Origin of the sequence: Bacillus sp. FSL W7-1034 (assembly GCF_038593365.1) — a bacterium.
Classification (GTDB): domain Bacteria; phylum Bacillota; class Bacilli; order Bacillales; family Bacillaceae; genus Bacillus; species Bacillus altitudinis.
In genome coordinates this window covers 673,967-700,193 of the sequence record NZ_CP151989.1, presented here as the reverse complement: position 1 = coordinate 700,193, position 26,227 = coordinate 673,967, and the positions used below count along the sequence as shown (strand labels likewise).

At 42.6% G+C, this 26,227-nt stretch carries 23 protein-coding genes; 7 read left to right on the top strand and 16 right to left on the bottom strand.

Annotation, left to right across the window (positions count from 1 at the left end):
* Positions 1 to 12: 12 nt before the first annotated feature.
* A complete protein-coding gene (gene gatC, locus NST73_RS03480; protein ID WP_003213898.1) occupies positions 13 to 303 on the bottom strand; it encodes an Asp-tRNA(Asn)/Glu-tRNA(Gln) amidotransferase subunit GatC in 291 nt (96 codons plus the stop codon).
* Positions 304 to 715: 412 nt separating this feature from the next.
* On the opposite strand from gatC, the gene putP reads away from it, so the two are divergent.
* Both putP and NST73_RS03470 read left to right on the top strand, forming a co-directional pair.
* On the top strand, positions 716 to 2,197 hold the full coding sequence (gene putP, locus NST73_RS03475) for a sodium/proline symporter PutP (protein ID WP_061418249.1): 1,482 nt from the start codon (positions 716 to 718) through the stop codon (positions 2,195 to 2,197).
* Between the two features lie 162 nt (positions 2,198 to 2,359).
* On the top strand, positions 2,360 to 3,058 hold the full coding sequence (locus NST73_RS03470; protein ID WP_169476135.1) for an MgtC/SapB family protein: 699 nt from the start codon (positions 2,360 to 2,362) through the stop codon (positions 3,056 to 3,058).
* A 44-nt stretch (positions 3,059 to 3,102) separates the two neighbouring features.
* Here NST73_RS03470 and NST73_RS03465 read toward each other — a convergent pair whose 3' ends face one another.
* The 5 genes from NST73_RS03465 to NST73_RS03445 form a co-directional block, all read right to left on the bottom strand.
* A complete protein-coding gene (locus NST73_RS03465) occupies positions 3,103 to 4,110 on the bottom strand; it encodes a phosphotransferase (RefSeq protein WP_342467853.1) in 1,008 nt (335 codons plus the stop codon).
* A gap of 361 nt (positions 4,111 to 4,471) precedes the next feature.
* Entirely contained in the window at positions 4,472 to 5,632 is a 1,161-nt protein-coding gene (locus tag NST73_RS03460; RefSeq protein ID WP_223255677.1) for a CamS family sex pheromone protein, read from the bottom strand.
* Between the two features lie 42 nt (positions 5,633 to 5,674).
* Positions 5,675 to 7,681, bottom strand: coding sequence for an NAD-dependent DNA ligase LigA (gene ligA, locus NST73_RS03455; RefSeq protein WP_047946452.1), 2,007 nt, complete (start codon positions 7,679 to 7,681; stop codon positions 5,675 to 5,677).
* A gap of 44 nt (positions 7,682 to 7,725) precedes the next feature.
* Positions 7,726 to 9,948, bottom strand: coding sequence for a DNA helicase PcrA (pcrA, locus tag NST73_RS03450; protein ID WP_047946451.1), 2,223 nt, complete (start codon positions 9,946 to 9,948; stop codon positions 7,726 to 7,728).
* Between the two features lie 57 nt (positions 9,949 to 10,005).
* The gene (locus NST73_RS03445) at positions 10,006 to 10,698 is read right to left on the bottom strand and encodes a heptaprenylglyceryl phosphate synthase (protein WP_046344937.1); all 693 of its coding nucleotides are present in this window, start codon (positions 10,696 to 10,698) and stop codon (positions 10,006 to 10,008) included.
* 273 nt (positions 10,699 to 10,971) lie between these two features.
* Between NST73_RS03445 and NST73_RS03440 the strand changes: the two genes are divergently transcribed.
* Positions 10,972 to 11,373 (top strand): DUF2283 domain-containing protein, encoded by a 402-nt coding sequence (locus tag NST73_RS03440; RefSeq protein WP_234833540.1) that lies wholly within the window; start codon positions 10,972 to 10,974, stop codon positions 11,371 to 11,373.
* Position 11,374: 1 nt separating this feature from the next.
* Here the strand turns inward: NST73_RS03440 and NST73_RS03435 are convergent, their stop codons facing one another.
* Entirely contained in the window at positions 11,375 to 11,605 is a 231-nt protein-coding gene (locus NST73_RS03435) for a hypothetical protein (RefSeq protein ID WP_017366762.1), read from the bottom strand.
* 138 nt (positions 11,606 to 11,743) lie between these two features.
* Between NST73_RS03435 and NST73_RS03430 the strand changes: the two genes are divergently transcribed.
* Positions 11,744 to 13,324 (top strand): FMN-binding glutamate synthase family protein, encoded by a 1,581-nt coding sequence (locus NST73_RS03430; protein ID WP_024719408.1) that lies wholly within the window; start codon positions 11,744 to 11,746, stop codon positions 13,322 to 13,324.
* A gap of 93 nt (positions 13,325 to 13,417) precedes the next feature.
* Positions 13,418 to 13,933 (top strand): DUF3916 domain-containing protein, encoded by a 516-nt coding sequence (locus NST73_RS03425; RefSeq protein WP_045034428.1) that lies wholly within the window; start codon positions 13,418 to 13,420, stop codon positions 13,931 to 13,933.
* 79 nt (positions 13,934 to 14,012) lie between these two features.
* Here NST73_RS03425 and NST73_RS03420 read toward each other — a convergent pair whose 3' ends face one another.
* Both NST73_RS03420 and NST73_RS03415 read right to left on the bottom strand, forming a co-directional pair.
* The gene (locus tag NST73_RS03420; protein ID WP_007496879.1) at positions 14,013 to 14,327 is read right to left on the bottom strand and encodes a YerC/YecD family TrpR-related protein; all 315 of its coding nucleotides are present in this window, start codon (positions 14,325 to 14,327) and stop codon (positions 14,013 to 14,015) included.
* Between the two features lie 531 nt (positions 14,328 to 14,858).
* Positions 14,859 to 16,601: an adenine deaminase C-terminal domain-containing protein gene (locus NST73_RS03415; protein ID WP_160758087.1), complete on the bottom strand. Its 1,743-nt coding sequence runs from the start codon at positions 16,599 to 16,601 to the stop codon at positions 14,859 to 14,861.
* Between the two features lie 125 nt (positions 16,602 to 16,726).
* On the opposite strand from NST73_RS03415, the gene NST73_RS03410 reads away from it, so the two are divergent.
* On the top strand, positions 16,727 to 16,948 hold the full coding sequence (locus tag NST73_RS03410) for a DUF2892 domain-containing protein (RefSeq protein WP_008344274.1): 222 nt from the start codon (positions 16,727 to 16,729) through the stop codon (positions 16,946 to 16,948).
* Positions 16,949 to 17,112: 164 nt separating this feature from the next.
* Here NST73_RS03410 and NST73_RS03405 read toward each other — a convergent pair whose 3' ends face one another.
* From NST73_RS03405 to NST73_RS03390, 4 genes are read right to left on the bottom strand one after another with little or no spacing between them, the layout of a single operon-like run.
* Positions 17,113 to 18,378 carry a peptidase gene (locus NST73_RS03405; RefSeq protein WP_160758086.1) on the bottom strand — a complete coding sequence of 422 codons (1,266 nt, stop codon included), beginning with the start codon at positions 18,376 to 18,378 and terminating at the stop codon, positions 17,113 to 17,115.
* Between the two features lie 14 nt (positions 18,379 to 18,392).
* Positions 18,393 to 19,058, bottom strand: coding sequence for a 3-oxoacid CoA-transferase subunit B (locus NST73_RS03400; RefSeq protein WP_160758085.1), 666 nt, complete (start codon positions 19,056 to 19,058; stop codon positions 18,393 to 18,395).
* Positions 19,034 to 19,720: a CoA transferase subunit A gene (locus NST73_RS03395; RefSeq protein WP_056408197.1), complete on the bottom strand. Its 687-nt coding sequence runs from the start codon at positions 19,718 to 19,720 to the stop codon at positions 19,034 to 19,036. The genes NST73_RS03400 and NST73_RS03395 overlap by 25 nt, the downstream gene beginning before the upstream one ends.
* Positions 19,721 to 19,732: 12 nt before the next feature.
* The gene (locus tag NST73_RS03390) at positions 19,733 to 21,097 is read right to left on the bottom strand and encodes an aspartate aminotransferase family protein (protein ID WP_160758084.1); all 1,365 of its coding nucleotides are present in this window, start codon (positions 21,095 to 21,097) and stop codon (positions 19,733 to 19,735) included.
* 191 nt (positions 21,098 to 21,288) lie between these two features.
* Between NST73_RS03390 and NST73_RS03385 the strand changes: the two genes are divergently transcribed.
* Entirely contained in the window at positions 21,289 to 22,947 is a 1,659-nt protein-coding gene (locus NST73_RS03385; protein WP_019743753.1) for a PucR family transcriptional regulator, read from the top strand.
* Here NST73_RS03385 and ablB read toward each other — a convergent pair.
* The 3 genes from ablB to purD form a co-directional block, all read right to left on the bottom strand.
* Complete coding sequence (gene ablB, locus NST73_RS03380; protein WP_138278180.1) at positions 22,942 to 23,787, bottom strand: putative beta-lysine N-acetyltransferase; 846 nt, start codon at positions 23,785 to 23,787, stop codon at positions 22,942 to 22,944. The genes NST73_RS03385 and ablB overlap by 6 nt on opposite strands.
* 372 nt (positions 23,788 to 24,159) lie before the next feature.
* Entirely contained in the window at positions 24,160 to 24,801 is a 642-nt protein-coding gene (locus NST73_RS03375; RefSeq protein WP_071167948.1) for a hypothetical protein, read from the bottom strand.
* A 151-nt stretch (positions 24,802 to 24,952) separates the two neighbouring features.
* Complete coding sequence (gene purD, locus NST73_RS03370) at positions 24,953 to 26,227, bottom strand: phosphoribosylamine--glycine ligase (RefSeq protein ID WP_160758083.1); 1,275 nt, start codon at positions 26,225 to 26,227, stop codon at positions 24,953 to 24,955.

The window sequence follows — 26,227 nt, the reverse complement described above, 5'->3', positions numbered from 1 at the left end:
CTCAGGCCTCCTTTAGTCCAAAATTGATGGCACACGAATATAGCCGTCTTTATGATCAGGCGCGTTTTTGATGACTGCCTCAATGGAAAGACCTTTATTCGGAACATCTTCTCTCATGACGTTTTTCATTTTTAATACGTGTGTTGTTGGTTCAACGTTTTCCGTATCTACCTCGTTTAACTGCTCTGCAAATGAAATGATGCTATCAAGCTGTTCTGTAAACATCTCAGCTTCTTCTTCTGTAATCGCAAGCCGTGCCAAATGCGCAACATGCTTTACTTCTTCTATTGAAATTCTTGACATGCAGGTTCACCTCCAAAAATGATACGTGTTCGTGGTCATGATCATAAGTCATATACACTTTATCATATCAAATTTTACTGTTCTAAAGCAACTTTACGAGGTCGCCCAGAAAGGCTTTATCCCCTAATATGTCATTGTGGTGCAGCCAGTGTCTAAAATATTCATCGAAGTACCTTTTTATTTTTCAGAAAATTTTTACTTTAGTTTATTTTTGTAAACGCATACATATAGACGCTTATCACCGATCCGTGCATTTTTTCTTAAAGATAAAGATGTTTAAGAAGGTTGATCACTTGGGAATACTCTGATAGGTTAAGTAACCATAGCAGTGAGCAGACAGTTCAATAGGCTGTTCTTTGTATATTTTGATTGAGGTGATGTCAAATTAATACGAAAAAGGTGATATGGAAACATGAGTATTGAGATTGTAATTTCTCTATCTATTTATTTTATTGGAATGCTTGCTATTGGCTGGTATGCATTCAGAAAAACAAATGACTTGAATGATTATATGTTAGGCGGACGCGGGTTAGGTCCTTATGTAACGGCTCTATCTGCTGGTGCAGCTGATATGAGTGGGTGGATGCTGATGGGGCTTCCAGGCGCTATGTATACAACTGGTCTTTCATCTGGATGGCTTGCTGTTGGTTTAATTAGTGGGGCTTACTTAAACTATCTATTCCTAGCGCCACGATTGAGATCGTATACAGAAGTTGCTGATGATGCGATTACCATTCCAGACTTTTTTGACAAACGGTTTAAAGACTCATCTACTTTATTGAAAGCTGTCTCAGCTGTCATCATTATGATTTTCTTTACGCTTTACACCTCATCAGGTATGGTATCAGGCGGACGCTTATTTGAATCAGCGTTTGGTGCTCATTATATGTTTGGTTTAATCTTAACTTCTAGTATCGTGATTTTGTACACACTATTCGGCGGCTTTTTGGCAGTTAGTTTAACTGATTTTGTTCAAGGAGCTATTATGTTTTTAGCATTAGTGCTCGTGCCGATCGTTGCCTTTACTCAATTAGGTGGACCTGTTGCCACATTCAATGATATTCAACAGATTGACCCTAAATTGCTTGATATTTTTAGAGGAACGAGCGTCATTGGCATTATTTCCTTCCTCGCTTGGGGACTCGGTTACTTTGGACAGCCGCACATTATTGTTCGCTTTATGGCGATTACGACTGTAAAAGATTTAAAGCCAGCACGTCGTATCGGTATGAGCTGGATGATTGTGTCTGTCATTGGTTCACTATCTGTCGGTTTAGTCGGCGTGGCGTATGTTCATGAAACAAGCACCACTTTGGCAGACCCAGAAACCATCTTTATTGTGTTTTCTAAAGTGTTATTCCATCCATATATTACTGGATTTTTACTTTCTGCCATTTTAGCTGCAATTATGAGTTCAATTTCTTCTCAGCTACTTGTCACTGCAAGTGCGATGACAGAGGATTTATACCGTACATTCTTTAGAAGAAAAGCCTCTGACAAAGAACTTGTGATGATTGGACGTATCTCTGTACTAGTCGTAGCGATTGTTGCCATTTGTCTCTCTCTAAACCCAAGTGATACCATTCTTGACCTTGTCGGTTATGCTTGGGCTGGGTTTGGATCTTCATTCGGTCCAGTCATCTTGTTATGTCTATACTGGAAACGAATGAATCATCATGGCGCTTTAGCCGGAATGATTGTTGGGGCTGTTGTCGTTCTCGTTTGGATTTCAACAGGCTTAAACAACACGACTGGATTGTACGAAATGGTTCCTGGATTTATTTTAAGTGGTTTGACTGCTATTATTGTCAGCCTCTTAACAAATAAACCGTCTAAAGCTTCTAAAAAGCTATTTAGCAAAATGGAAGACCATCTCGAAGAAGAAACAAAATAACCAGACATGAGGAGTCATCTGCATTATGCGGATGACTCTCTTTATTTTTAAATAAAATGCTTTTCTTTCTCCCGTTTCTGAATAAAATAGAAGTTGTGCAGCCATATGGGCTGTGAGAAGATCATATACATGATGTGAAACGTACATGAAGTGAAAGGAGCGATACGCATGTTTTGGACAATTGAATGGGATACGGTCTTAAAATTAGCCGTTGCCACCTTAATCGGTTTGATCATCGGTCTTGAACGCGAACTTAAGAAAAAGCCGCTTGGGCTGAAAACGTGTATTGTCATTGCTGTCAGCTCCTGCGTATTAACCATCATCAGCATTGATGCAGCCTACAATTTCCCTCGAGTCTCTAAGCTTCAAATGGACCCACTCAGGTTACCGGCGCAAATTATATCTGGTGTTGGTTTTATTGGAGCAGGTGTGATTCTTCGCAAAAGCAATGACGTCATCTCAGGTCTTACGACATCTGCGATGATTTGGGGAGCAGCAGGACTTGGGGTTGCAACAGGTGCAGGTTTTTATAAAGAAGCCTTCCTTAGTCTTTTCTTTATTCTTGTCAGTGTGGAATTTTTACCTTGGCTCTTCCAGCGGATTGGACCCATTCGCTTACAGGAAAAAGAAATCCGCATCAGAATGTCACTTTCTGATCGAAACCGTATGACAGAGATTTTAAAAGAAATGAAAGCACTCAATATTCGTATTCATTCTGTACGTATTGATGATTTAAAGGAAAAGGACTATCCGATCATGGAAGTACGTGTTCGCGTACATAAAGACCGCTATACAACCGATGTGTACTTTGATATTAAAGATTTAGAAGGCGTTGTTGGTGTGAAGTGTGATACGGTTTAGGATAAAAAGCCCCTTGCTATGTGAAACAGCAAGGGGCTTTCTATTTATGTTGTTAGCTGATGAAAGTCAAAAGGCGTAATTGGGGTTTTGTCCTCAATCTCCTTTCGAAAACGCGCCAGCATGGCACTTTCTTCAGCGCTTAGTGTTCGGAGATCAAATGCTTGATGTAAAAGCCCATAAATAAGCATATGACGCAGCATAAGGAAATCTGGTATTGTCGCCAGCCATGCGTCATCAAGCTCATTCTCCTGTCGATAGCCTTTGAGAAAATGGCTCATAAATTCACCCGTAAATTCAGCTTTATCCTCATACGGAATCACCGGATACCAAAGAACGTTGTATAGCAAAATGCTTATATCATTGATAAACCAGTGATACCCACAATCATCAAAATCAAATGCAATGATTTCTCCCTGATGATAATGGAAGTTCCCGTGATGTAAATCCGCATGCACCAGTCCATAGACATCCTTGGATATTCGGATCTGGTGAAGCTTTTGCATCAGTTCATCTTTTCTCTGCAACACAACCGTTTGATCAGAAGGAATATACGTTTCAAGCTTTAATTGCTCCTCCTCATACCACTCTTGACGCTTATAGCGAGGATCTTTCACTTGATATTGTTTAGTCGTTTGATGCATACGCCCAGTATAGGCTCCTAACGCTTGAAACAACTGTCCATTCCAATCTGCTTCGGTCACTTTTCTGCCGGGCGCCTTTTCGTACACTCTCAGCAAAAAAGCGCCTCCTGCTTGATCGGGAATCGCTTCAACATCTTTTCCTCTTGTGGATAAAACCGGTTTAGCTACTGAGATTCCATGTTGAAATAAATACCGAATCCAGTCCATTTCTCCTAAAATATATGTGCGGGAGCGGCGAATGGTATGGGTAATTTTCAATATATAACTTGACCCTTTTTCATCCGTATATTCATACACATAATTTTCTGCATCGGCTAGAAATGTGACCTGTTCTGGCTGAAAATGATAGAGTAGAGCCGCTTTCTTTAAGACCATTTGTTCATCGTATCGTGCTTTTACTTCTTTATGCATGCTGATTCTCCTTTTATCGTCTTTTTACTTATACATGACGGTAATCAGCATTTATACGAGCATCAACATACCTGCCTTTCCTTTTGGTTTCTTCACATACTTTGACAAAAGTTGAAAAATTCCTCTAATTAGAAATAAAAAACCGCCAAAAGGCGGTTTTCAGATGGTTGACAAAGGGCGAAAATGAACTTGATTTTAGCCCTTTGTCTTCTTTTCAGCGTAATAGAAAACCTTTGCAGCCCTAGGAAGGACGAGTACTGGCGCGAAGCGAATTTCACATTCGTGAGCACCAGCACGCAGGACTGACAAAGAATGCGAGGGTTTGTCTACACGCTAAAAACCGCCAAAAGGCAGTTTTTATTTAGTCATATATATGGACCGTTGGTTCTTTGTCTTCAGCATTTTTTGTGATGAGGGCTTCTTGCTGATCAGAAGAGGTGATGTTGATTTCTATATTGGTGCTCTTATAGTAATCCATGACTTCACCTGTTAAGTATTGCGTGAATGCCACGACTTCTGTTTTTCCGTAGAATTGCATTGGAATTTCTACTTTCATTTTTTGCAAGTTCCCGTTTTTATAGAAACCTTTGCCTACCACACCTGTGTAATTCGGGAAGTAGTCTTCTACCTTTGTCTTAAAGCGGTCAAATCGCTCTGAATCATCTTTGTAGCTGCTCTTGGCATTATCTGAAGGGAAGAAGACATTCTCTTCTTTAATCGTATCCCAACTGCCAATATCAGCTGATCCTGCTTTTACATCGGTTTTAGCGATGAAGTTTCCTGGAACAATAGATGATTTTGGTGCTTGTTTATAAAGAGCAATCATGACTGGGACTTTTTGCAGTCCGTCCATTTGACGAAGTCGTTTAATGACTTGTTCCGCAATTTTTTCGCCCTCTGCTAAAAGTTTCTTTGAATTTTTCGATGAATCGATGGTCACCTCTTGCTGAGGATCCCCGATATTTTCGCGATAATAATAGACAGAGTTAAGCGCAAGACCGATGACAACCCCGCCAAGCTGTAAGCTATTTTTATCTTTTCTGATTAAGTAATTATGTTCTAGCATGGAAGCTAAGTAGATTGGACTATTTTCATTTTTTGACTTTGTTGAACCTGAGTTTGGAAGAGCAGGGTTTAAGCCTAAGTTCTTAAAGTCTTTGTCTTCTTTTTCAGCTTTTTTCAGATCACTGCCTGTTTTTTTGCGGGCAAGCCAGCTGAGAACAGTATCTTCATCTAAATGCTGTCCTTCTTGGAACAAATAGTCGTTTGTATTGAATGATTCTGTTGCCAGGCGCATGAGCCCTGTTTCAAATTCATCAATGTCTAAGCGTGTATTGAGACGCTCTGCTGTTAGTCCTCTTGCCGCTCCTTGTTTAAACGGCAGCACCATTTTGTAATAGGAATCAGAGATGTTGTACATTGGGATGATCGCTGTTTCTTTCGTTTCATCCGTTTTTTGTGTGACCTCTTCCTCATCCTTTCCCCCAAAAGGTGCACACGCTGACAATACCAGTGTGAGCATTGTCAGCAGCAATAGCAACTTTTTCAATAGAAAACACTCCTCTTATTTCTTTAGCTCCTCGAGCATTTTGGCTTCGTCCCAAATTTCAATATTGAGTTCTTCTGCCTTTGTCAGCTTACTTCCAGCTGCTTCGCCGGCAATGACTAAGTCTGTTTTTTTACTTACGCTACCGGCTAACTTGCCGCCTAATGCTTCGATCGCTGCCTTTGCATCATTTCGCGACATTTCTTCTAATTTCCCCGTCAGCACAATCGTTTTTCCTGCAAAGTAGGAATCACTTTCTTCTACTTTCACTGGTTTTGGCCCTGTGTAGGTCATATTGACCCCAAGTTCTTTTAGTTCATTTAGCAAAACTAGTATTTCTTCTTTCTCAAAGTACGTGACGACTGCATCGGCCATTTTTTCACCAATTTCATCTACTTCAAGTAATTGTTCTTTCGTTGCTTGTTTTAACTGATCGATATCCTCAAAGTGCATGGCCAACGTCTTCGCTGCTTTAGAACCAATAAATCGAATACCAAGTCCAAATAATAAACGTTCAAGAGAGTTTTCTTTCGATTGCTCGATCGAACGCAGTAAATTATCGACTGATTTTTCGCCCATTCGTTCTAGCTGAATCAACTCTTCTTTTGTTAAACGGTAAAGGTCTGATACACGAGAGACAAGCTGTTCTTTGAAAAGTTGTGTAATGACTCGCTCGCCTAGCCCATCAATATTCATCGCATTACGAGACACAAAGTGAATGAGTCCTTCACGTATTTGAGCGGGGCATTGTGGATTGATGCACCGCAGCGCCACTTCTCCTTCAATTCTGACCAGCTCACTATGACACTCTGGACATTCAGTCGGCATGTGAAACGGCTTTTCTTCTCCTGTTCGCTGATCAACAAGGACCCCTGCAACCTCTGGGATAATATCGCCCGCTTTTTTGACAATCACTTGATCAAAAAGGCGGATATCCTTCTCTTTGATCAAATCTTCATTATGAAGAGAAGCACGCTGCACTGTCGTTCCTGCCACTTTTACAGGCTCAAGAATCGCTGTTGGGGTGATGACGCCAGTACGCCCCACACTTAGTTCAATATCAATCAGCTTCGTCACGACTTCTTCGGCCGGAAATTTGTACGCAACAGCCCAGCGTGGACTTTTTGCTGTGAAGCCTAGTTCTTCTTGCTGAGCCAATGAATTGACTTTAATGACAATGCCATCGATTTCGTATGAGAAATCAGCACGCTTTGTTTTCAGTGTTTCAATGAGGTCGATCACTTCTTCAATGGTTTGGCACATCCGTCTTTCTTTGTTCGTTTTAAAGCCAAGCTCATCGAGAAGATCAAGTCCTGCGCTTTGCGTTTCAACACCAATTTCATCAAGCTCCGCTATACTGTAGACGAAGATATCAAGGTTTCGTTTCGCTGCAATTTTCGTATCAAGCTGACGAAGTGAGCCAGCAGCCGCATTACGCGGGTTCGCAAACGGCTCTTCTTCGTTTTGTAATCTTTTTTCGTTAAGGGCTTCAAAAGAAGGTTTTGGCATAAATGCCTCGCCTCTCACTTCAATCGACAGAGGCCGATTGATTTTGAGCGGGATGGAACGAATGGTTTTGAGGTTCTCGGTAATATCCTCACCTGTTGTCCCATCACCCCGCGTGGCACCCCGGACAAACACGCCATTTTCATAACGGAGAGAAACAGCGAGTCCGTCAATTTTCAGCTCGACATTGTAAGCGACGTCGTCACCGACTGCTTGACGAACCCGGCGGTCAAAATCAAGAAGGTCCTGTTCATGAAACGCATTGCCGAGACTAAGCATCGGTGTACCGTGACGTACTTTTTGGAAGGCGTCTAAAACAGCACCTCCTACTCTTTGCGAGGGTGAATCCGCTGCTTTTAAATCAGGGTATTCTTCCTCCAGAGAGATCAGCTCACGCATCCGCGCATCATATTCAGCGTCAGGAACACTTGGACGATCCAGTGTGTGATATTCGTAGTTGTATTGATTCAAAATCTGGTGTAGTTCCTCGATCCGGCGTTTCGCTGCTTCTTTATCCATCTGCTTCTTCCTTTCACTTCATCCGTTTTGTCAGTCCTATCAGTTTATTGCTTTTCGATTGGCGCAAATGCGGCAAGGAGACGCTTAATGCCTGTAGGGCTTGGGAAGGCAATATCAAGCTCTGTACTATCCCCACTACCTTTTACACTCACAACCGTGCCAACACCCCATTTTTTATGAGCGGCTTTATCACCGACAGCCCAACCAATGCTGCCGCCGCCTGTGTTTTGAATGGTTTGCGTTTGGGGACGTGAGACAGGCCCTCGTCTTTGCGGTCTTTCTCTCGTTTGGCCAAATGGTGTTTTCGTTTCTTTTTTCTCATTTAGGTTGTCCAATAAATCAGCTGGTATTTCTCTGATAAATCGTGATTCCAGATTCATGTTCGTCCGGCCGAATAGTGTTCTCATCTTCGCACTTGATAAATAAAGCTCTTCTTCGGCCCGTGTGATCCCTACATAAGCAAGACGGCGCTCTTCTTCCATCTCGGCATCTTCCATTAATGAACGGCTGTGCGGGAAGACACCTTCTTCCATTCCCATTAAGAACACAACAGGGAATTCAAGTCCTTTTGCTGCGTGAAGCGTCATTAAAATGACCGCATCCTGATCTTCTTCCTCAGCCTCATCCAGCTTATCAATGTCTGCGACGAGGGCGAGGTCTGTCAGAAAGGTGACAAGTGATTTATCTTCATTTTGTTCTTCAAAGTTTTTGGTGACCGATAGAAACTCGTCAATATTTTCTAAACGGCTTTGTGCTTCAATCGTTTTTTCAATCTTCAGCGCTTCACGGTAACCTGTTTTCTCTAGGATCTCTTCCGTTAATTCTGTGACAGATAAATAATCCTGCATATTTGTCATTTGATCAATGAGCTGTTTGAACTCATCAAGTGCATTGGCTGCTCTTGCACTGAGTCCAATGAAATCTACCTGAGCAAGTGCTTCAAACATAGACAGGTCATTCATCTCCGCATATGCCGCAATCTTATCAACAGAAGTTGCACCGATTCCGCGCTTTGGTACGTTCACAATTCGTGCAAAGCTAATGTCATCATCTGGGTTAGCTACTAGGCGTAAGTACGCCAAAATGTCCTTGATCTCTTTTCTATCATAGAACTTCGTGCCGCCGACAATGTTGTATTGAATGTTTGACTTCAATAATGTTTCCTCTATGACACGAGACTGCGCATTGGTCCGATAAAGAATCGCAAAATCGGATAATTTACGCTTGCCGCTCTGATGCAGCTGATGAATCTTTCCAGCAACAAATTGTCCTTCACCGAATTCATTATCTGCACGGTAATAGGCAATCTTCGCTCCTTCATCATTTTCTGTCCAAAGGTTTTTTGGCTTACGGTTTGAATTGTTTTGAATGACTGTGTTTGCGGCATTCAGAATACGTTTAGTCGATCTGTAATTTTGCTCAAGCAAAATCACTTCACTGGACGGATAATCTTTTTCAAAGGAAAGAATGTTTGTAATATCCGCTCCACGCCAGCGGTAGATGGACTGATCCGAGTCACCGACCACACATATATTTTGAAAACGCTGAGCAAGCAATTTCACAAGCATGTACTGCGCTCTGTTTGTATCCTGATACTCATCGACATGAATGTATTGGAATTTTCGCTGATAGTGTTCTAATACTTCAGGGATCCGCTCAAACAGACGAATCGTCATCATAATAAGATCATCAAAATCGAGTGATTGGTTTTTGAGTAATCGTTTTTGATAATCTGTGTAGACGTCGCTGACGACTTGATCGTAAAAGTCACCGGCTGTTTTTGCGTATTCCTCTGCGTCAATGAGTTCGTTTTTTGCACTACTGATTGAACCTAAAATGCTACGTGGATCAAACTTTTTAGGATCGATATTTCGTTCTTTTAAAATGTTTTTAATGACTGAAAGCTGATCAGATGTGTCTAATATAGAAAAGTTGCGATTCACACCAATACGGTCAATATCGCGGCGTAAAATGCGCACACACATGCTGTGGAACGTAGAGATCCAAATGTCATCCGCACCAGGCCCTAAAATGGCTTGTACACGCTCACGCATTTCTCTTGCTGCTTTATTTGTAAAGGTAATCGCTAAAATATTCCACGGTGCCACATGCTTTTCTGCCATTAAATACGCAATTCGATGCGTGAGCACTCGTGTTTTTCCACTACCTGCTCCTGCCATCAGTAGCAGCGGCCCGTCTGTTGCTTTGACCGCTTCTTTCTGCGCGTCATTCAGCCCTTCTAATAGATGATTCGATATTTCATTCATTTCATTCACCGCCAATTCGAACTTATGTTCTATTTTAACCCGTTTCGTCTTGTTTGACTATGATGACTTTTTCACTGCGTCGACTGTCTTTAACGCTTCTTTAAAATTGTCATAAATGACGTTTCCCACTACGACAACGTCTGCGTGCTGTGCAAAGTCTTTCGCTTGCTCTTCGCTTTCAATACCGCCGCCATAAAATAGAACCGTTTCATGTAGCACTGCTTTGGTTTCTTTCACAAGCTCTATGTCTCCAAGCGTCCCGCTGTATTCTAAGTAAAAGATGGGCAGTTTCATCAAGTGCTCTGCCACTCTCGCATATGCCCTTACGTCATCTATATCCAGTGACGTATTTGCCTCTGTCAGCTTAGCCGCTTTACACTCTTCGTTTAAGATGACATATCCTTCCGGCACAATCTCTTCCATTGACATCAAATCACCGTATTCCTTCATCGCATCCTTATGCAGACCAACAATCCAATCAGGATGAGCGCTGTTTAACACAGTGGGGATAAAATACAGGTCAAAGCCAGGCACAATCATCTCATGTGTCGAGATTTCCAGGACACATGGCACAAGAAAGCGGCGCACCTTTGACATCAGTTGCAGCACGTTGTCTTCTGTCACATTGTCACTGCCGCCAATTAAAATGGCATCCGTACCGGATTCACAAATCGCTTCAAGTTGTTCATCGGAAATCTCTTTATTTGGATCGAGTTTAAAGACATGCTTCCACTCGGTAACATCATACATGAAAAACGTTCCTCCATTCGTTTCATTCCATTTAAATATTATAACAAAATCAGACACCGCAAAAAATGGGTAACCTCCTTCAGCTAAAAGTTTCATTCTTTTGAAAATAGTCGATTTTCACTTTAGGCGAGGTGAATGGAGACTATATGAAAAGCTCCACTTCAAGAGGAGCTGAAGGAGATCAATAGATGCGTGCTGAACTGAAATGAGAGCTACTTCATCTCATCACATGATATTATACATGAAAGGAACATTTTACTATCGACCAAGCAGGTGAATGATTTGAAAAGAACCATCACATATGATCAAACGATCGACATCGGATACATCTATCTCATCCCGCCTCGAATCGGGACAATCAAAGAAACCATTGAATTAGACGTGAATGAATGTGTGAACGTAGACATCGACAAAGAGGGCCGAGTGGCTGGGCTGGAGTTATTTGCAGAAGAAGCCAAGGTGTTGAAGCACACACCCGTTTATGAGGACGAGCTTTCGTTACGTTTTACGGATCAAGAAGTTCTCTCAACCTATCATTTATCGGGCATTGAATTTCTTTTCTCGACGCCTGATCACGAAGGATTGATCGGTTTTACGATTGTCGATCCTCTTCGATATCACATCAAAAAAAAGACAAGAAAAAACCGTTTTGAATGGTCAAAACGGTTTTTCTAAACTATTGTCTCACTTCATTAAAATAATGAACAGATGTCATGGCCCCTTCATCAACCATCTTGTTGTCTTGAATATCTAACGGATCAGGGTGACCAGCTTTTTCAGGAACCTTTTCATCTGATCGGAACATGCTTGCCCATTTTTTGAGATGCTGTTTATTTTTCACTGCTAATAACACGGCACCACCAACCCCTAATCCTGCAAGTACATACGCATTCGGACGCTTATTCATGTATGTTCCCTCCCCTTATAATCTTATTTGTAAGTTACCCCGCCTTTTCATTTCTAAACGTCACAATCTGTTGAAGTGGTTTCTCTTTCAATGAAAAGTGGAATAACAACAGTAATGTTAGAGAAAGAGGGGATTTTCGTGACAACAACTTTCATTGTCATTGGCGCATTATTAGTGATTTTTTTCATCATACCAATCATTTTATTCATCTGGATTTGGATGCGAGATGAAAAACAGGAAGAGCATTCTGTCCTACGAAATTATCCGGTCATTGGAAAGCTACGGTTTATTTTTGAAAAAATAGGACCTGAGCTTCGTCAATATCTGTTTCTAAATGATCGAGAGGAGCTTCCTTTCTCAAGAAGAGAATACGAGCAAGCTGTCATGTCTGGGAAGTACAAAAGCCGGACAATGGGCTTTGGATCAAAACGTGATTTTGACAAGCCTGGTTACTATATTCGCAACGTCCTATTTCCAAAGCAGCGAGATGAGTTACGCATCGATCAATCTGAAAAAATCCAAACAAAAGTGTATCAGATCGATCAAGACAATTTACTGAGAAGAAGTGAACATACCAAAGAGGTCGAAGCAAAACCTTACTATCTCCATCAAGACGATGTACAAGTGATAGGCGAGCACACATGTCAAAAGCCTTTCCGTGTAAAAGGCCTGATTGGTCAGTCAGCCATGAGCTACGGATCTTTAGGCGACAGGGCCATTACAGCATTATCCTCAGGATTAAAGATGGCTGGCGGTACGTGGATGAACACAGGTGAAGGCGGGCTTTCGCCTTACCATCTCAAAGGGGGCGCCGATATCATTTGCCAGATTGGGCCTGGTTTATTTGGGGTTCGAACAGAGGATGGCGCATTTTCGTTTGAAGAGTTTAAGAAAAAAAGTGAACATGATGAAGTAAAAGCCTTTGAACTCAAGCTAGCACAAGGAGCAAAAACACGCGGGGGACACATTGACGGTGAAAAAGTCACAGAAGAAATTGCCCAAATCCGTAAACTGCCGCCGCACCAATCCATTGACAGTCCGAACCGGTTCGAGATGTTTCACTCCATTCCTGACATGCTTGATTTTATTGAACAACTGCGAAACATCGGCGGAAAACCAGTTGGAATCAAGCTAGTTGTTGGACATAAAGAAGATATCGAGGAGCTTGCTCTCTATATGAAAAAAAGCGGAAAACATCCTGATTTCATTACAGTGGATGGTGGAGAAGGTGGCACAGGTGCTTCCTTTCATGAACTGGCTGATTCCGCAGGCCTGCCCATTTTCACCGCACTGCCGATGGTCCATCAAATTTTGAAGAAATATGGGGTTCGAGATCAACTCAAGCTGTTTGCGTCTGGTAAACTTCTCTCCCCTGATAAAATCGCCATTGCCCTTTCCATGGGAGCGGATTTTGTGAATATCGCACGGGGCTTGATGTTCTCGGTTGGCTGTATTCGGGCGCAAGTATGCCATACGAATAAATGCCCAGTCGGGGTCGCAACAACTGATCCAAAGCTGCAAAAAGGTTTATCCATTGAAGAAAAGAAATACCGCGTCTGCAATTATATCCTGTCCCTTAGAGAAGGTTTGTTTAATTTATGCGCAGCAGCTGGAATCGAATCACCTATTCATTTTAACGAAAAACATATTATTTTTAGACAAGAAAACGGCCAGACAAGTGAAGTCCCTATGTTCTCAGGCACAGAGCAGTCTGTCTAGCTTAAAAAGGTGCGTTTCCGCACCTTTTTTCGTTGACATTCTTGCTCAATCACGTATAAAGAACTTAATAGATCTTTGATAAGGAGAAAGAGTATGCGTGAAAAAAAGGTCCGCGGTATGAAACGAAAGACTCAACAGATCATAAAAGAAATGAACGCAAATACGCAGTCGTTTCCGGAGAATGTTTCTGACTACTGGCACCTGCCTCTACCAGCGGCTTATGATTTTATGACTTCCAACAGAACACCGAAAAAGATCAAACGTCTATGCATTCAAACTCTATTGAATAGAGCTGAGCATCTCATTGATTTGAAACCAAACGACGGGGACATATATCGTGTCGTGGTCGCAGTCGATCTGCCTGGATTATGGCATTCACAAATCATTGTGTTTAAAGGGGATTCTTATGTGAAAGATTTCTTCAACAGACAAGATGAGTATCAGACATGGCTTCCCCTTTCTGATCAGAGAAATATTCAAAAAGAATGGGATTTATCTGTTGCGCAAAATATGCGAACCATCGGTTTTAAGGAAGTGATCACTGATGACGATGAAGTGTCCTATGAAGGTGAACGATGGTTTATGGGAGAACTTGATGATATCAAATAGAGCCATTTCAACTGAAATGGCTCTATTTGTTCAACTTCAAAACGACAAATCATAAAGAATGTCTGCAGTGAAAGCTGCTTTATTTTGTTTCGTCCGTTGCTTGTTGCTCTGCTACGCGGTCAAGTGCCATCGTATAGGCATCATTTCCGTAGTTCAAGCAGCGTTTGACACGTGAGATAGTGGCTGTACTTGCACCTGTTTCCGTTTCAATTTTGTGATACGTATTTCCCTCGCGAAGCATACGCGCTACTTCAAGACGCTGTGATAAAGATTGGATTTCATTGATGGTGCACAAATCATCAAAAAATCGATAACATTCTTCCAGGTCTTTAAGGGATAAGATGGAGTTGAATAGCTGATCTAAGCTTTTGCCCCTTAATTTATCAATTTGCATCTTTATACATCTTCTCCTTTACTATTGGCACACCGCTCCGCACTGACTTTTCCGAGAAAGCGGTATCTTTCCTGACTCATTTTTTTCAACCTCAGCAATGAGCTTTGAACGAATCATGACAGGTTTGGTTCTACGCTGAAAATGCCATCAGGTTCTTTCGTAAGCCGAAGCTTCTTTATCGTAAACAAATTCGACAAGTTTTGTCATATTCCTTGTGCGACAATCTGACAAACTTGTTTGCCTCCGATATCTAGAACACTTCTGCTCTGTTAAGTCTTTCCCTAAAAAATAGTATGTGTAGAAAGCTTGGCGAGACGATAAACCTGCGCCCCGCCTTGCTTAATTATTCAAAATATGTTGGTCGGCCAGCGTAACCGACAGATTCATTTTACAATTGGGCACTTCATTCGTCATGTCAAAGCCCTATGCTTTGTCACCATATCTAGCAGCGAAGAGATCCATTGCTCACTCCTGCCCTATAACAGCGGTCAGAAATCTAGCAAATATGATACAGCTCCACTCTGTTATATTTTAACGCATTATAGACGGAAAGAGTACAGTTTTTTTCATGACATCAAATATTCCTCTTGGTGTCACTCGAATATACGGCAAGTGTGTGCTTTGGAAAAAGACAAGTGTATCAATTGGGCAGTCAAATGGATACCCTCGCTCAATGAGTAGCTCGCGTAACGTTTGCTCCTGCTGAAGAACCGTTTCAAACGGTTCAGCTGATGCACAGCCTGATAATTGCAGCGGGATTTCATGCAAAATCTTTCCGTTTTCTGTGAGCACGATTCCTCCGCCAATTTCTTTCATTCGCTTATGAGCGAGCATCATATCATCTTTATTTTTCCCAATCACTAAAATGTCACCAGTGGTTGAAAATGAGCTGACAAACCCTTGCACCTTGTTTGCAAATCCTTTTAACATTGTGTTCACGCGCCACTCGCCTTTTCGATCAATCAAACTGAAGAAGCTTTGATCATGGTCACAGGACAGCTGGTTGACAGAGTTATCAATCTCCACTGTATAAGGCTCCATGATGACAGCATTTCGCATTTTGACACCAAGCGGCATTGAGAATTGCAGGTCACTCATCGTCAGGTCATAGCTTAAAGCTAATGGTTCAAGCCCGCCATTTTCCCATTTTGTCTCTTGGAATTGATGCTGGTTCTCCCCCTCTAATTTCAGGATTACCCCTTTAGAAATCACCGTTTCTGGATTTGGATTCATCGGATCATCTAAAATATTCAAAGAAGCCAATCGGCCAGGACCGACCACCCCTAATAAGTCATCAATTTGATAGTATTTCGCAATGTTAAAAGTCGCCATATTGTACGCATCAATAGTAGGCACGCCTTCTTCAAGGGCAATGGAAATGAGACGATTGATCATGCCTTCTTCATAAAAGTGAGGCGCTGATCCATCTGTTGTATAGAAAAAGTGATCGTAGTGCCTAAAGTCACGCTCATGCAATTCCCTTAAAATGTTCACTAAATCTGGGCGGATGGAAGAATGACGCAAGGACACATGATAACCTAGAGACAAGCGTTTGAGCACATCGTCTGCATTCATTGCTTCATGATCACTGTCCGCTCCAAACAGCTTCATTTTTGTTAGCGTTTTCTCAGAAGCCCCAGGGAAATGCCCTTCAATTCGTTTTCTCTGCTTCTTCGTTTCTTGCATGCAATATAAAATGAGATCATCACCGTCCATTAATCTTGGCCAGCTCGTTAATTCGCCGCCTTGAAGGACGTCGGGATGATCAATCCATTCTTTCCGATAGTTAATAGGAAGCATCTCATCTTCATACCTGACCTCGGTTTGAAGATCGTATCTGGACCACCAGAAGTACTGAAATGGCTGCTTTTTTAATTCACACAGAGTGGAAAGCGCTTTCTTTTCATTGCTTTGCAAAAGAAGAAATAAGTTATCGCTGACCATCGTTGTTGTGCCAAATTGAGACACATATTCTGCAAGTGATTGGGGATTATAAATATGGAACGGATGCGCGTGAGGTTCAATATACCCCGGCACAATGTATTTACCTTCACAATCAATCACACGTTTAGCTGATTTATTTTGAGGAAGCTCTGCTCCGACATAAACAATTCGATCATCATGTATCCAAATATTTGCCTTCACCCATTGCTTCAAAAACGGGTTTAGCACGAGTCCATTCGTTAAAAGGAGTGTTGGAACTGTTTTTGAGTCGACTACATCGATTTGTGTGCGGATGTCATTGTTTCTCCAATTAAAAGTACGTTCGGACATTCACATACTCTCCTTCATTTGTATTAGCCCTATCGTAACATAACGAACCACGTTACGCATTAATGAAACGTTACAATTTCTTGAAATCACACTTAAAATAATTTAAAAAAGGAGAATCACTTGCAATGAAACCTAATCTTGGCTTAATGGAAGCGCTCATGAGAATTGCCTGCGGAATGACGATATGTACTGTAGCTGGATCCTTATATGCTCGAAAACCTTGGAGTAAAATGCTGCTTTTTGGCATCATGCTCGGCGGATTAAAATTGGGCTCTGGTATTCTTCGTTTTTGTCCAGTGACCTATATGTGTGAACAGCAGAATACACATAAAGAGAAGGCTGAGTAGACAGCCTTCGTCAGATTGTTGACAAAGGGCTAAAATGATTTTTATTTTAGCCCTTTGTCTTCCTTTCAGCGTGACATGAAAACCTTTGAAGTCTAGGAAGGGCGAGGGTTTATCTGCACGCTGGAGAAGGCTGAGTAGACAGCCTTCTTTTTTTTGTGTGTGAATCATTCCGCTGCTTCGCACCATTTGACCAACGTACCAGCAATGATTTCTGCTGCTTCAATCACATGTTTGATCTCAATGGATTCATTCGGGAAATGGGCAAGCTCTGTCGTTCCAGGTCCAAACACAATGATTGGGATATCCGCTGCTTGTGACAGTAATCCGCCGTCTGTCCCCCAAGGGGCGGCTTCCACCTTTGGCGGGTGCTGCATGACCTCTTCATATTGTTCCTTCAATAGACCTAAAAGCGGGTGATCAGAGTCGATTGACCCTGGAAGCCACCTAGCACCAAACCACTCCACTTCCACAGGATGTTCTTGAAACCAATCATCCTCTTCAGCGAGTCCAGTCATCCAATTTTCTAATTCCTTCTCTGCCTGCTCAACTGTCTCACCTGGCATCACACCAAGCCTGCCTTCCATTGTGACAAGATCTGCGACAGAGGACGGCCAATCACCGCCTTGAATTTTCCCAATGTTGATTGGAATTGGAATCGGGATATGCTGAAACAGAGGCTCCGTCACTCGCTGATTTCTTTCTTTTTCTAGTGCCGCTATATGAGAAAGGACCACCGTGCTCTTTTCAATAGCAGAAACACCGTGATACCTTGTTCCGCCATGAGCTGCCCTTCCTTTAATATGCAGCCTGAACCACTTTGATCCTTGCTGAATCGGAAAAATGTTCATATGACTTGGCTCTGGAATGATGGCAGCATCCGCTGTGTACCCTTTCAATATCGCAGCAAGTGTGCCTGCTCCGCCGCTTTCCTCTTCGACGACACTATGAAACACCACATCTCCTTTCAGGGGAATCTGAAGCGCATGCAGTGCCTCAAGCGCAAAGAGTAAAGAAACGTTTCCACCTTTCATATCTGTTGCCCCGCGTCCATAAAGTCTCCCGTTTATGATATGCCCGCTGTAAGGCGGATATGTCCATTGATTCGTATCTCCTGCCGGAACCACATCTACGTGCCCGTTTAATAAAATCGATTTGCCGCCACCTTTCCCTTTCAATCGCCCAGCAACGTTGGGACTCCCTTGAAAAGATCGGCGCGGGGAATAAAAATAAGGATGCTCTAGTAATTCATCGTCGCCAATTTCCCAAACGTCTACATCAAAGCCAATGGCGGACAGTTTATTGGCCACGATCTGCTGAACCTCTTCTTCATTTCCTTGGGTGCTGTCACATTGCACCATTTGCTGAAGAAGCGTAATGGCTTCATCCTGATGCTCTTTCATCCAGTTTCTGATACGTGTCATTGGCTGCAAGTCGTTCATCCTTTCTACACAACAGATTTGACATCAGGCGCTAAAATTAATGGCGCTTCAGTCGCCCTTATGACATCTTCCGGCTGAAATGGCGGCATGACTTCACGTAAAATGAGCAGCTGAGACTTAACCTCAATGACCGCCATATCCGTAATAATCAAATCGACACACGCTTTAGCGGTTAACGGCAATGTACAAGCCGATTTCACTTTAGATCGACCGTGTTTATCAAGATGGCTCATCACCACGACCACTTTTTTCGCTTTTTGCGCCAGCTCAATCGCTCCGCCCATACCCGGTACTCTTTTCCCCGGTACAATCCAATTGGCAAGATCCCCTTGGCTGCTTACTTCAAGTGCACCCAAAATCGTCATATCCAGCATGCCTTTTCGGATGATGCCAAAAGCAGTCGTACTGTCCATGTACGAGCCGCCCTTTGTCAACGTAATGGGAAAACCACCGGCATTGCACAAATTCGAATCTTCTTCCCCTTGCAGAGGCGAGGCTCCTGCCCCCATAATGCCGTTTTCTGCATGCAGCCACACCTCGTAATGTGATGGAATGTAATCTGCTGCTAGGGTCGGAATGCCGATCCCAAGATTCACAATCATGCCATCTTCAATTTCTTGTGCTGCTCTTTTAGCAATGCGGTGTCTTAAATCGATGTCTCCCATGCCCATGTCCAGTTCACTCCTTTTGATTGCACGATTTGATTCACAAATACGCCTGGCGTCACGATTTCTTCTGGATCGAGCTGCCCCGCTGCCACAATTTCTTCTGCCTCCGCAATGGTCCAGTCTCCTGCCATCGCCACAATCGGGTTTGTATTCCGTGCGCTTTTATCAAAAATCAGGTTTCCCACTTCATCTGCTTTGTAGGCATTGACGATGGCAATATCCGCTGTGAGCGCAGGCTCTAACATATAATTCTTCCCATTCAGTTGAACCAATTGTTTCTCATCGAGATTCAGGCTATCCATCCCAACATCTGTCACAATGCCCGCCAGCCCCATTCCGCCTGCTCTGATTTTTTCTGCAAGAATGCCCTGCGGATAAAAATGAACGTCTAATGTACCAGCTTGCATTTTCTGTCCGGCAATGGGATTTGAGCCGATATGAGAGGCGATGATTTTTTTCACTCTTCCTTCTGTGATGAGCCGGCCCACACCAATTTGCGGGAAACCTGCATCATTTCCGATCAATGTCAGATCTTGAATATTTGCTTGCAAAATGGCATCAATCAACGATGGTGGTGAACCCACGCCGCCAAATCCGCCAAACATGATGGTCATGCCATCTTTTAATCGCGTCATCACTTCATCCAAACCCACAGTTTTGTTCATGTTCGTTCCTCCTTACATAGCAGATGGGAAAAATCCTCGATTGATCACTTCTTGTTCGACTTGTGTGATGGTCTGCCCGAATAAATCAATGAGTTCATCCATTTCCTGCTGTGTGATGGAAAGCGGCGGTGCGATCATAACCGCTGCGCCTCCGACCCCATTCTCTCCAGCGCTTGCTGGATACACCAGCAGTCCATTTTGTTTTGCCGTTTCAACGACGAGATTGGTTATCTGAGCATGTGCAGGAAATGGCGTTTTAGATAAACGATCTGCGACAAATTCAATGCCAATAAGCAATCCCTTCCCTCTTACATCCCCTATGATGGAATGGGCTACTTGCAGATCTTTTAAAGCATTCATCATGTATCGCCCGGAAAGTTCAGCCCGTTCGGGAAGCTGATGCTTTTTCATATATCGAATGACCGCTAATGAAACAGCTGCTGAAAGCGGATTGGCACTATATGTGTGCCCTGCCATGACAGAGCCGGAGCCGCTGATAATCGGTGCCATCACACGATCCGTTGAGACAACTGCTGCGATTGGAGAATAACCTGCGCTCATGCCCTTTCCAAGAACCATGATATCTGGTACCGTGCCCCAGTGTTCCATCGCAAACATTTTCCCAGTTCGTCCAAAGCCCGTCATGACTTCATCTGCGATCATTAAAATGTCGTTTTCTTCACAGACACGCTTCATCGCTTCGTAATATCCGTCTGGCGGCAGGAGCGCCGCTCCCGCTGCGCCAACAATCGGTTCAGCAATCAATGCGGCGATCCTCTCTTTTCCTATACGCTGGATGACGGTCTTAAATTCCTGAACATACCACTCGACCTGCTTGCTGTCTTCCTTTGGCAGCCATGACCGGTAGCTATAGGGCGGAGACAGCACTGGATGCTTTTCAAGCAGTGGTTCAAAGCGCTCTCTCCTTGCAATATGACCTGACATCGACAGCGCCCCTAATGTAATGCCGTGGTAACTCATCCACCTTGAGATGATATGATTTTTTTCCGTCTTCCCCTGCTCCTGCCAATGCTGTATCGCTATTTTCATAGCAGTCTCCGTTGCCTCTGAACCGCTCCCTACAAAAAAAGACCAGTTCAGATCACCTGGGCAAAGTGTACTCAATTCATACGCTAGTTCTTCCGCTGGTTCATTCGTAAATTGTGACCTGTACGTAAAGCTCACCTTTTTCGCTTGCTCCGTCATCGCATCAATAATCTCTTGTATGCCATGTCCAATACTTGCCGTGACTGCCCCTGATGAGCCATCTATATATTTTTTTCCGTCCCGATCATATAAATAAATCCCCTCTCCTCTCACAGCCACAGGATATTGCTGATTTAACATCGGTTTGATTAAGTAATCCCGGGTCTCCACTTTGTCATTCCTCCCTCTCTTGTCAGCAGCTGCACTTTTCTTTTTACATGAATCGCAAGAAAATTTTGTATACTTGGTATAAGATTAGCTTAATCAAGAGGGCAGTCATCCTCCATTCGCCATATGCCCGAATTTCACATGTGTTTTTTATACATGGTGTATAAGAGTGTTCAAAAGGAGGTCATGAGTCTATGGCGATTCTCGTCAAAGATGCACTCTCGCTCGATATGATGAAAGAAACCAAACTGCTTGCTGGAGAAAATGGACTGGATCGTCTTATCCAGTGGGTGACCATTGTGGAAATTATTGAGGACACGTCTAGACTTTCCGAAGGAGAATTACTTGTTACAACTGGGTTTGGACTGACAGAAAATAAAGAAAGACGCATCCGGCTTGAAAAATTGATTCAATCTCATCGTCTTTCAGCCATTGCCATTTATAAAGGCGTGTACTTAACGGAAATTCCCGCATCACTCATTGAAGCCGCCGAAAATAGCGGTATTCCGCTCATCGAGATTCCGCCCCATGTCAATTTTTCAGACATCACAAAAGCCGTTCTAGAACAAATCGTCAGCAGTCAGCTCCATCAGCTCAAATATTCTTCTGCGATTCATCAAAGACTGACCCATTTAAATGTGAGCAATAAAAATGTCACGCAAATTACAGATGAACTGGCACATCTCACAGCGGCAAATATCGTCGTACTGGATGTGTTTTTGCACCAAACAGCAGCTCATCTCGAAACAGACGAAGTGACCTATTCTCCTGCTTTTGGCTTTCTAACAGATGACGAACCGATTGAAACCTCTTCTCTGCTCAAGCAGGCAGAGGAAAAAGGCCGGCTCGTCTATGACACATATGGTGCGTTTGTTCTAGCTGCATGCCCTGTGATTGCAATGGGGGATATTTTCGGGTTCATTGTGGCGTTAAAGAAAAAAGAGACGTGGCACCATCTCGATGCCATCGCCATTGAGCATGCCGGTGCGGTGTATGCGATTGAATGGTTGAAACAAAAAGCCATTCAAGATACAGAAAACCAAATGCAGGGGCATTTATTGGATGATATGCTGCAACAGCAATACACAGAAGAAAGTTATGTCATCGAACAAGCAAGAAAGCTGCAATATGATATGAGCGAAGAACAAGTCGTCATCTACTTTCAATTTCAGCATCAGCACACACAGCTCGATCATCAAATGGTGCAGCGCCTATCCCAATTGCTCACATCCATTTTTGAACGCAGACAAATTCCTTTTTTATTAAAGGCAAGGCTTGATTCCATTTTCGTCTTGACGCCTGCAGGGAAAAGCACGTATCAAGAAACAAATTGGTATCGCGCATCAGAAGAATGCCGCAGTACTTGGTCTTATTTTTTCCCCGTCCATCCCATTGTGATTGGCATTGGAAGAGCCTACGACCAGATCAGTCTCTTTGCTAAAAGTGCAAAAGAAGCCCAATATGCAGCAAGGCTTCTTCCTCTTTTGAAAACAGATGACAGCATCATTCATTATCAGAAGCTCGGTCTATATGGGATGCTGCTTGAAATGAACGAAGCCGGAATGAATTTGCATGACTTTTACGTGGAGCTGTTAAGCCCGCTGCTTTATACAAAAAAACAAGGAGCTGACCTCATTCATACACTCGAAGTGTATTTGGCACACAATGAAAATATTCAAAAGTCAGCGGGGGAATTGTTTATTCACCGGCATACGTTAAGCTACCGGTTGAAACAAATTGAAACGAGAACAGGCTGCAGCCTCAAATCCACTGATGATCGGATGAAGCTGCAGCTGAGTATCATGGCGTACCGCCTATCTGGGCTACTTGATCAGATGAGAACCATTTCATGATTCATTTGGCGTTTTGACCCATAGATTCATATCTTCAATTTTGTCAAAAATATAGCAGTTGTTTTGAAAGCGTCCGGTGTATGTATACCCGAGCTGATAAAATACTTGATTCATTCCATAGGACAGTGCACGGGCGAGAGAATAAAAGACATAAATGTGCATGGATTGAAGCTCTTGTTCGAGGGCTAGAATCAAATGATGCATGAATCCTAGTTTTCTGTATGTGGGAAGGGTTGCACAATCTGTTAATTCTGCATGACCATACAGCACATTGATTTCAGCGGATGCGGCACTTACAAGTTGACCGTCATGTTCAACGGCATAAAAAACCGTCCCTTCCTCCATTACCTTTTGGATGTAATCTGGCTCGTTCATTGGCGTGGGGTACGTTTCAAAGACCGTATCATAGAGCGCTGCCAGCTTGTGCACATCCTCTGGACCAGCTTTCCTCATCACATACTCATCTTGCCACACGCCTTGGTCTTTTTTCATCGGCTTTTCTTGAATAGACGCAACGATTTCATCTTCCTTCAGCCAAAATGGGCTGTTCATTCGATCTTCGGTCAGAAAGAGCGACATGCCGTACGCATCACTTCCGAGGAAATAATGAGAAAACACGCCTTCAAGCCGAAAGCCTTTTGCTAAAAAAAGAGGCATATGCTCGCGCCTTACTTTTACAATAACCTTAGACGCCTTGCAGTCCGCCGCTTCCTGAAGCACGGACTGAATCACATCCTGCACCCTGCCGCTATAGTCATCCAAACGAATTCGCTCATTGAATGGATCCATACAGATCAAAGCAGAAAAACGCTCGTTTGCAAGTTTCTTCAATTGCACCATACACTCATTCCCCTCTTAGCTAATGAAAAACTTCCAAATTAAAAATGAAGAAATAGCAATGCCAGAAAAAATGGATAGGATCATATAACTAATGGCTGAAGCTTTTTTCATTTTATTGTGTTTAATGGCAAATAACATAATGTTATTTATGTTTATGAGAAATAAAATGATCATGAATATTGCAAAGAGAATAATTGCCTTAAATTCCATGTTGCCTCCTCGTGAATGGGTCATCCAATAACACTTCTCCAAATTCGGGCTATATCCCTTCTAATCATCAAAAGAAGAAAAAACACCTTGCCATCTCGTCAGATAGAAAGGTGTTTTGATTAAACCAATTTTCTCGAAAATTCCAGAAAATAATTTCTATAATTAACGATGTTTAGTACCACTATTATTCCAATATTTGTAATGATTTGAAGATTTAGAAACTGAGAAACTACCAGTTACTGTTACCCCTTTTACTGCTGCAGAACCACTTCCACTTATTGATACATTAGTGGTTCCATTATTATAGAAGTCTCCATTTACATACCACCAAATAGCAGTTGGAGAAGTTATTTTTGCTTTAACTTTACCAGCAAAATGTTTTGAACCAAGGCTAGAATATCTGTCTAAGTCTATATCTTCAATATATTTAAATTGTACAAATGATCCACTCGCATATGTCCAAGCATAAATTTGAACTTTAGGTTGATATAAAAAACCTACATCCTGAACAATTGTCATTTTATGCATACTGTATTTTGTTGCAGCTGTACTAAATTGTTTCTTTGATAAATTTGTAGAAGATTTTTGAACTTCTTTCTTAGAGATACCCCTTGATTTGGATACTTCCTTAACATATTGATCATATGAAATTTTTTCAATTTTGGTATTTCCTGTTTTACCTAAATTATGGACCTTATTAAGATTGATAGAACCAAATTCTTTAGCAGAAGTTGGTGCAGGAATAGCAAAAGCTGAGCTTACTAATACGAGAACTAGAAGAACTGATGAAATCACTTTTTTCATTATTATACCTCCCTTTGTAATATATTAAATTTATAACATTAAAATGAAAATAAAAAGGTTTTTTTATACATTTAAAGTAATTTTAAGGTTTATCTGTGAGTTTTATAATATAAAAAAAGACCCACTCACATAGTGAGAGAGTCTAGTATAATCATGTAGTTTTCCCCGCTGCCTTCAGCGCACGGGCGCCAATGTCACGGCGATAAAATAAACCTGGCTGAATGATTTCTTCAACCGCTTCATACACTCTTGATCTTGCCGCTTCAAATGTGTCGTCAAATGCGGTCACATTTGCTACACGGCCGCCATTTGTGACGAATTGATCGTTTTCCTTTTTTGTTCCTGCGTGGAAGGTGACGACATCAGAGACCGTTGTTTGCAAAGCACCGATTGGCGTGCCTTTTGCGTAGTCTTCTGGGTATCCTTCTGATGCAAGAACGACACTGACAGCGGCTGTGTCTTTCCACTGCAAGTCCACATCTTTTCCATCTAGAATGTCTAGGAAGACTTGGACTAGATCTGATTCAAGGCGAGGGAGCACTACTTGCGTTTCAGGGTCGCCAAAGCGTGCATTGAACTCAATGACTTTTGAGCCTTCTGGTGTCAGCATTAAGCCTGCATATAAAATGCCTGTAAACGAACGCTCTTCCTGCACCATCGCGCGAGCTGCTGGTTTGACGACGTCTTCCACCGCTTTTTGTACCACTTCATCAGAAATTTGTGGAACCGGTGAATAAGCGCCCATCCCGCCGGTGTTTGGTCCTTTGTCATCTTCAAATGCCCGTTTATGATCCTGTGCGATCACCATCGGATACACCTTTTCTCCATTGACAAAGGCCATCAGAGAAAACTCTTCACCTGTTAAAAATTCTTCAATGACAACCGATGCACTCGCATCGCCAAACTTTTCATCCTCTAAAAAGTCATGTAGGCAGTTGATTGCCTCTTCAAGCGTCATTGCCACTGTCACGCCTTTTCCTGCGGCAAGCCCATCTGCTTTAATGACAATTGGGGCACCCTTTTCTTCCACATATGCCTTCGCTTCTTCAAACGATGTAAAAGTGGCGTAAGCGGCTGTCGGGATCTCATAATTTTTCATTAAGTCTTTTGCAAATTCTTTTGAGCCTTCAATGACTGCGGCTTTTGCATTCGGTCCAAATACCTTTAGACCTGCTTCTTCAAATGCATCGACGACACCTGCAATTAAAGGAACCTCTGGACCGACAATTGTTAAACCGATGTTATTGTCTTTTGCAAAACGAATTAACGCCTCATGATCTCCCTCGTCGATCGGGACAAGCTTCGCAGCGTCTGTCATTCCATCATTGCCGGGTGCGACAAATACTTGGCTGACAAGTTCGCTTTGATTCACTTTCCATGCGATGGTATGCTCTCTTCCGCCTCTGCCGATAATTAATACGTTCAC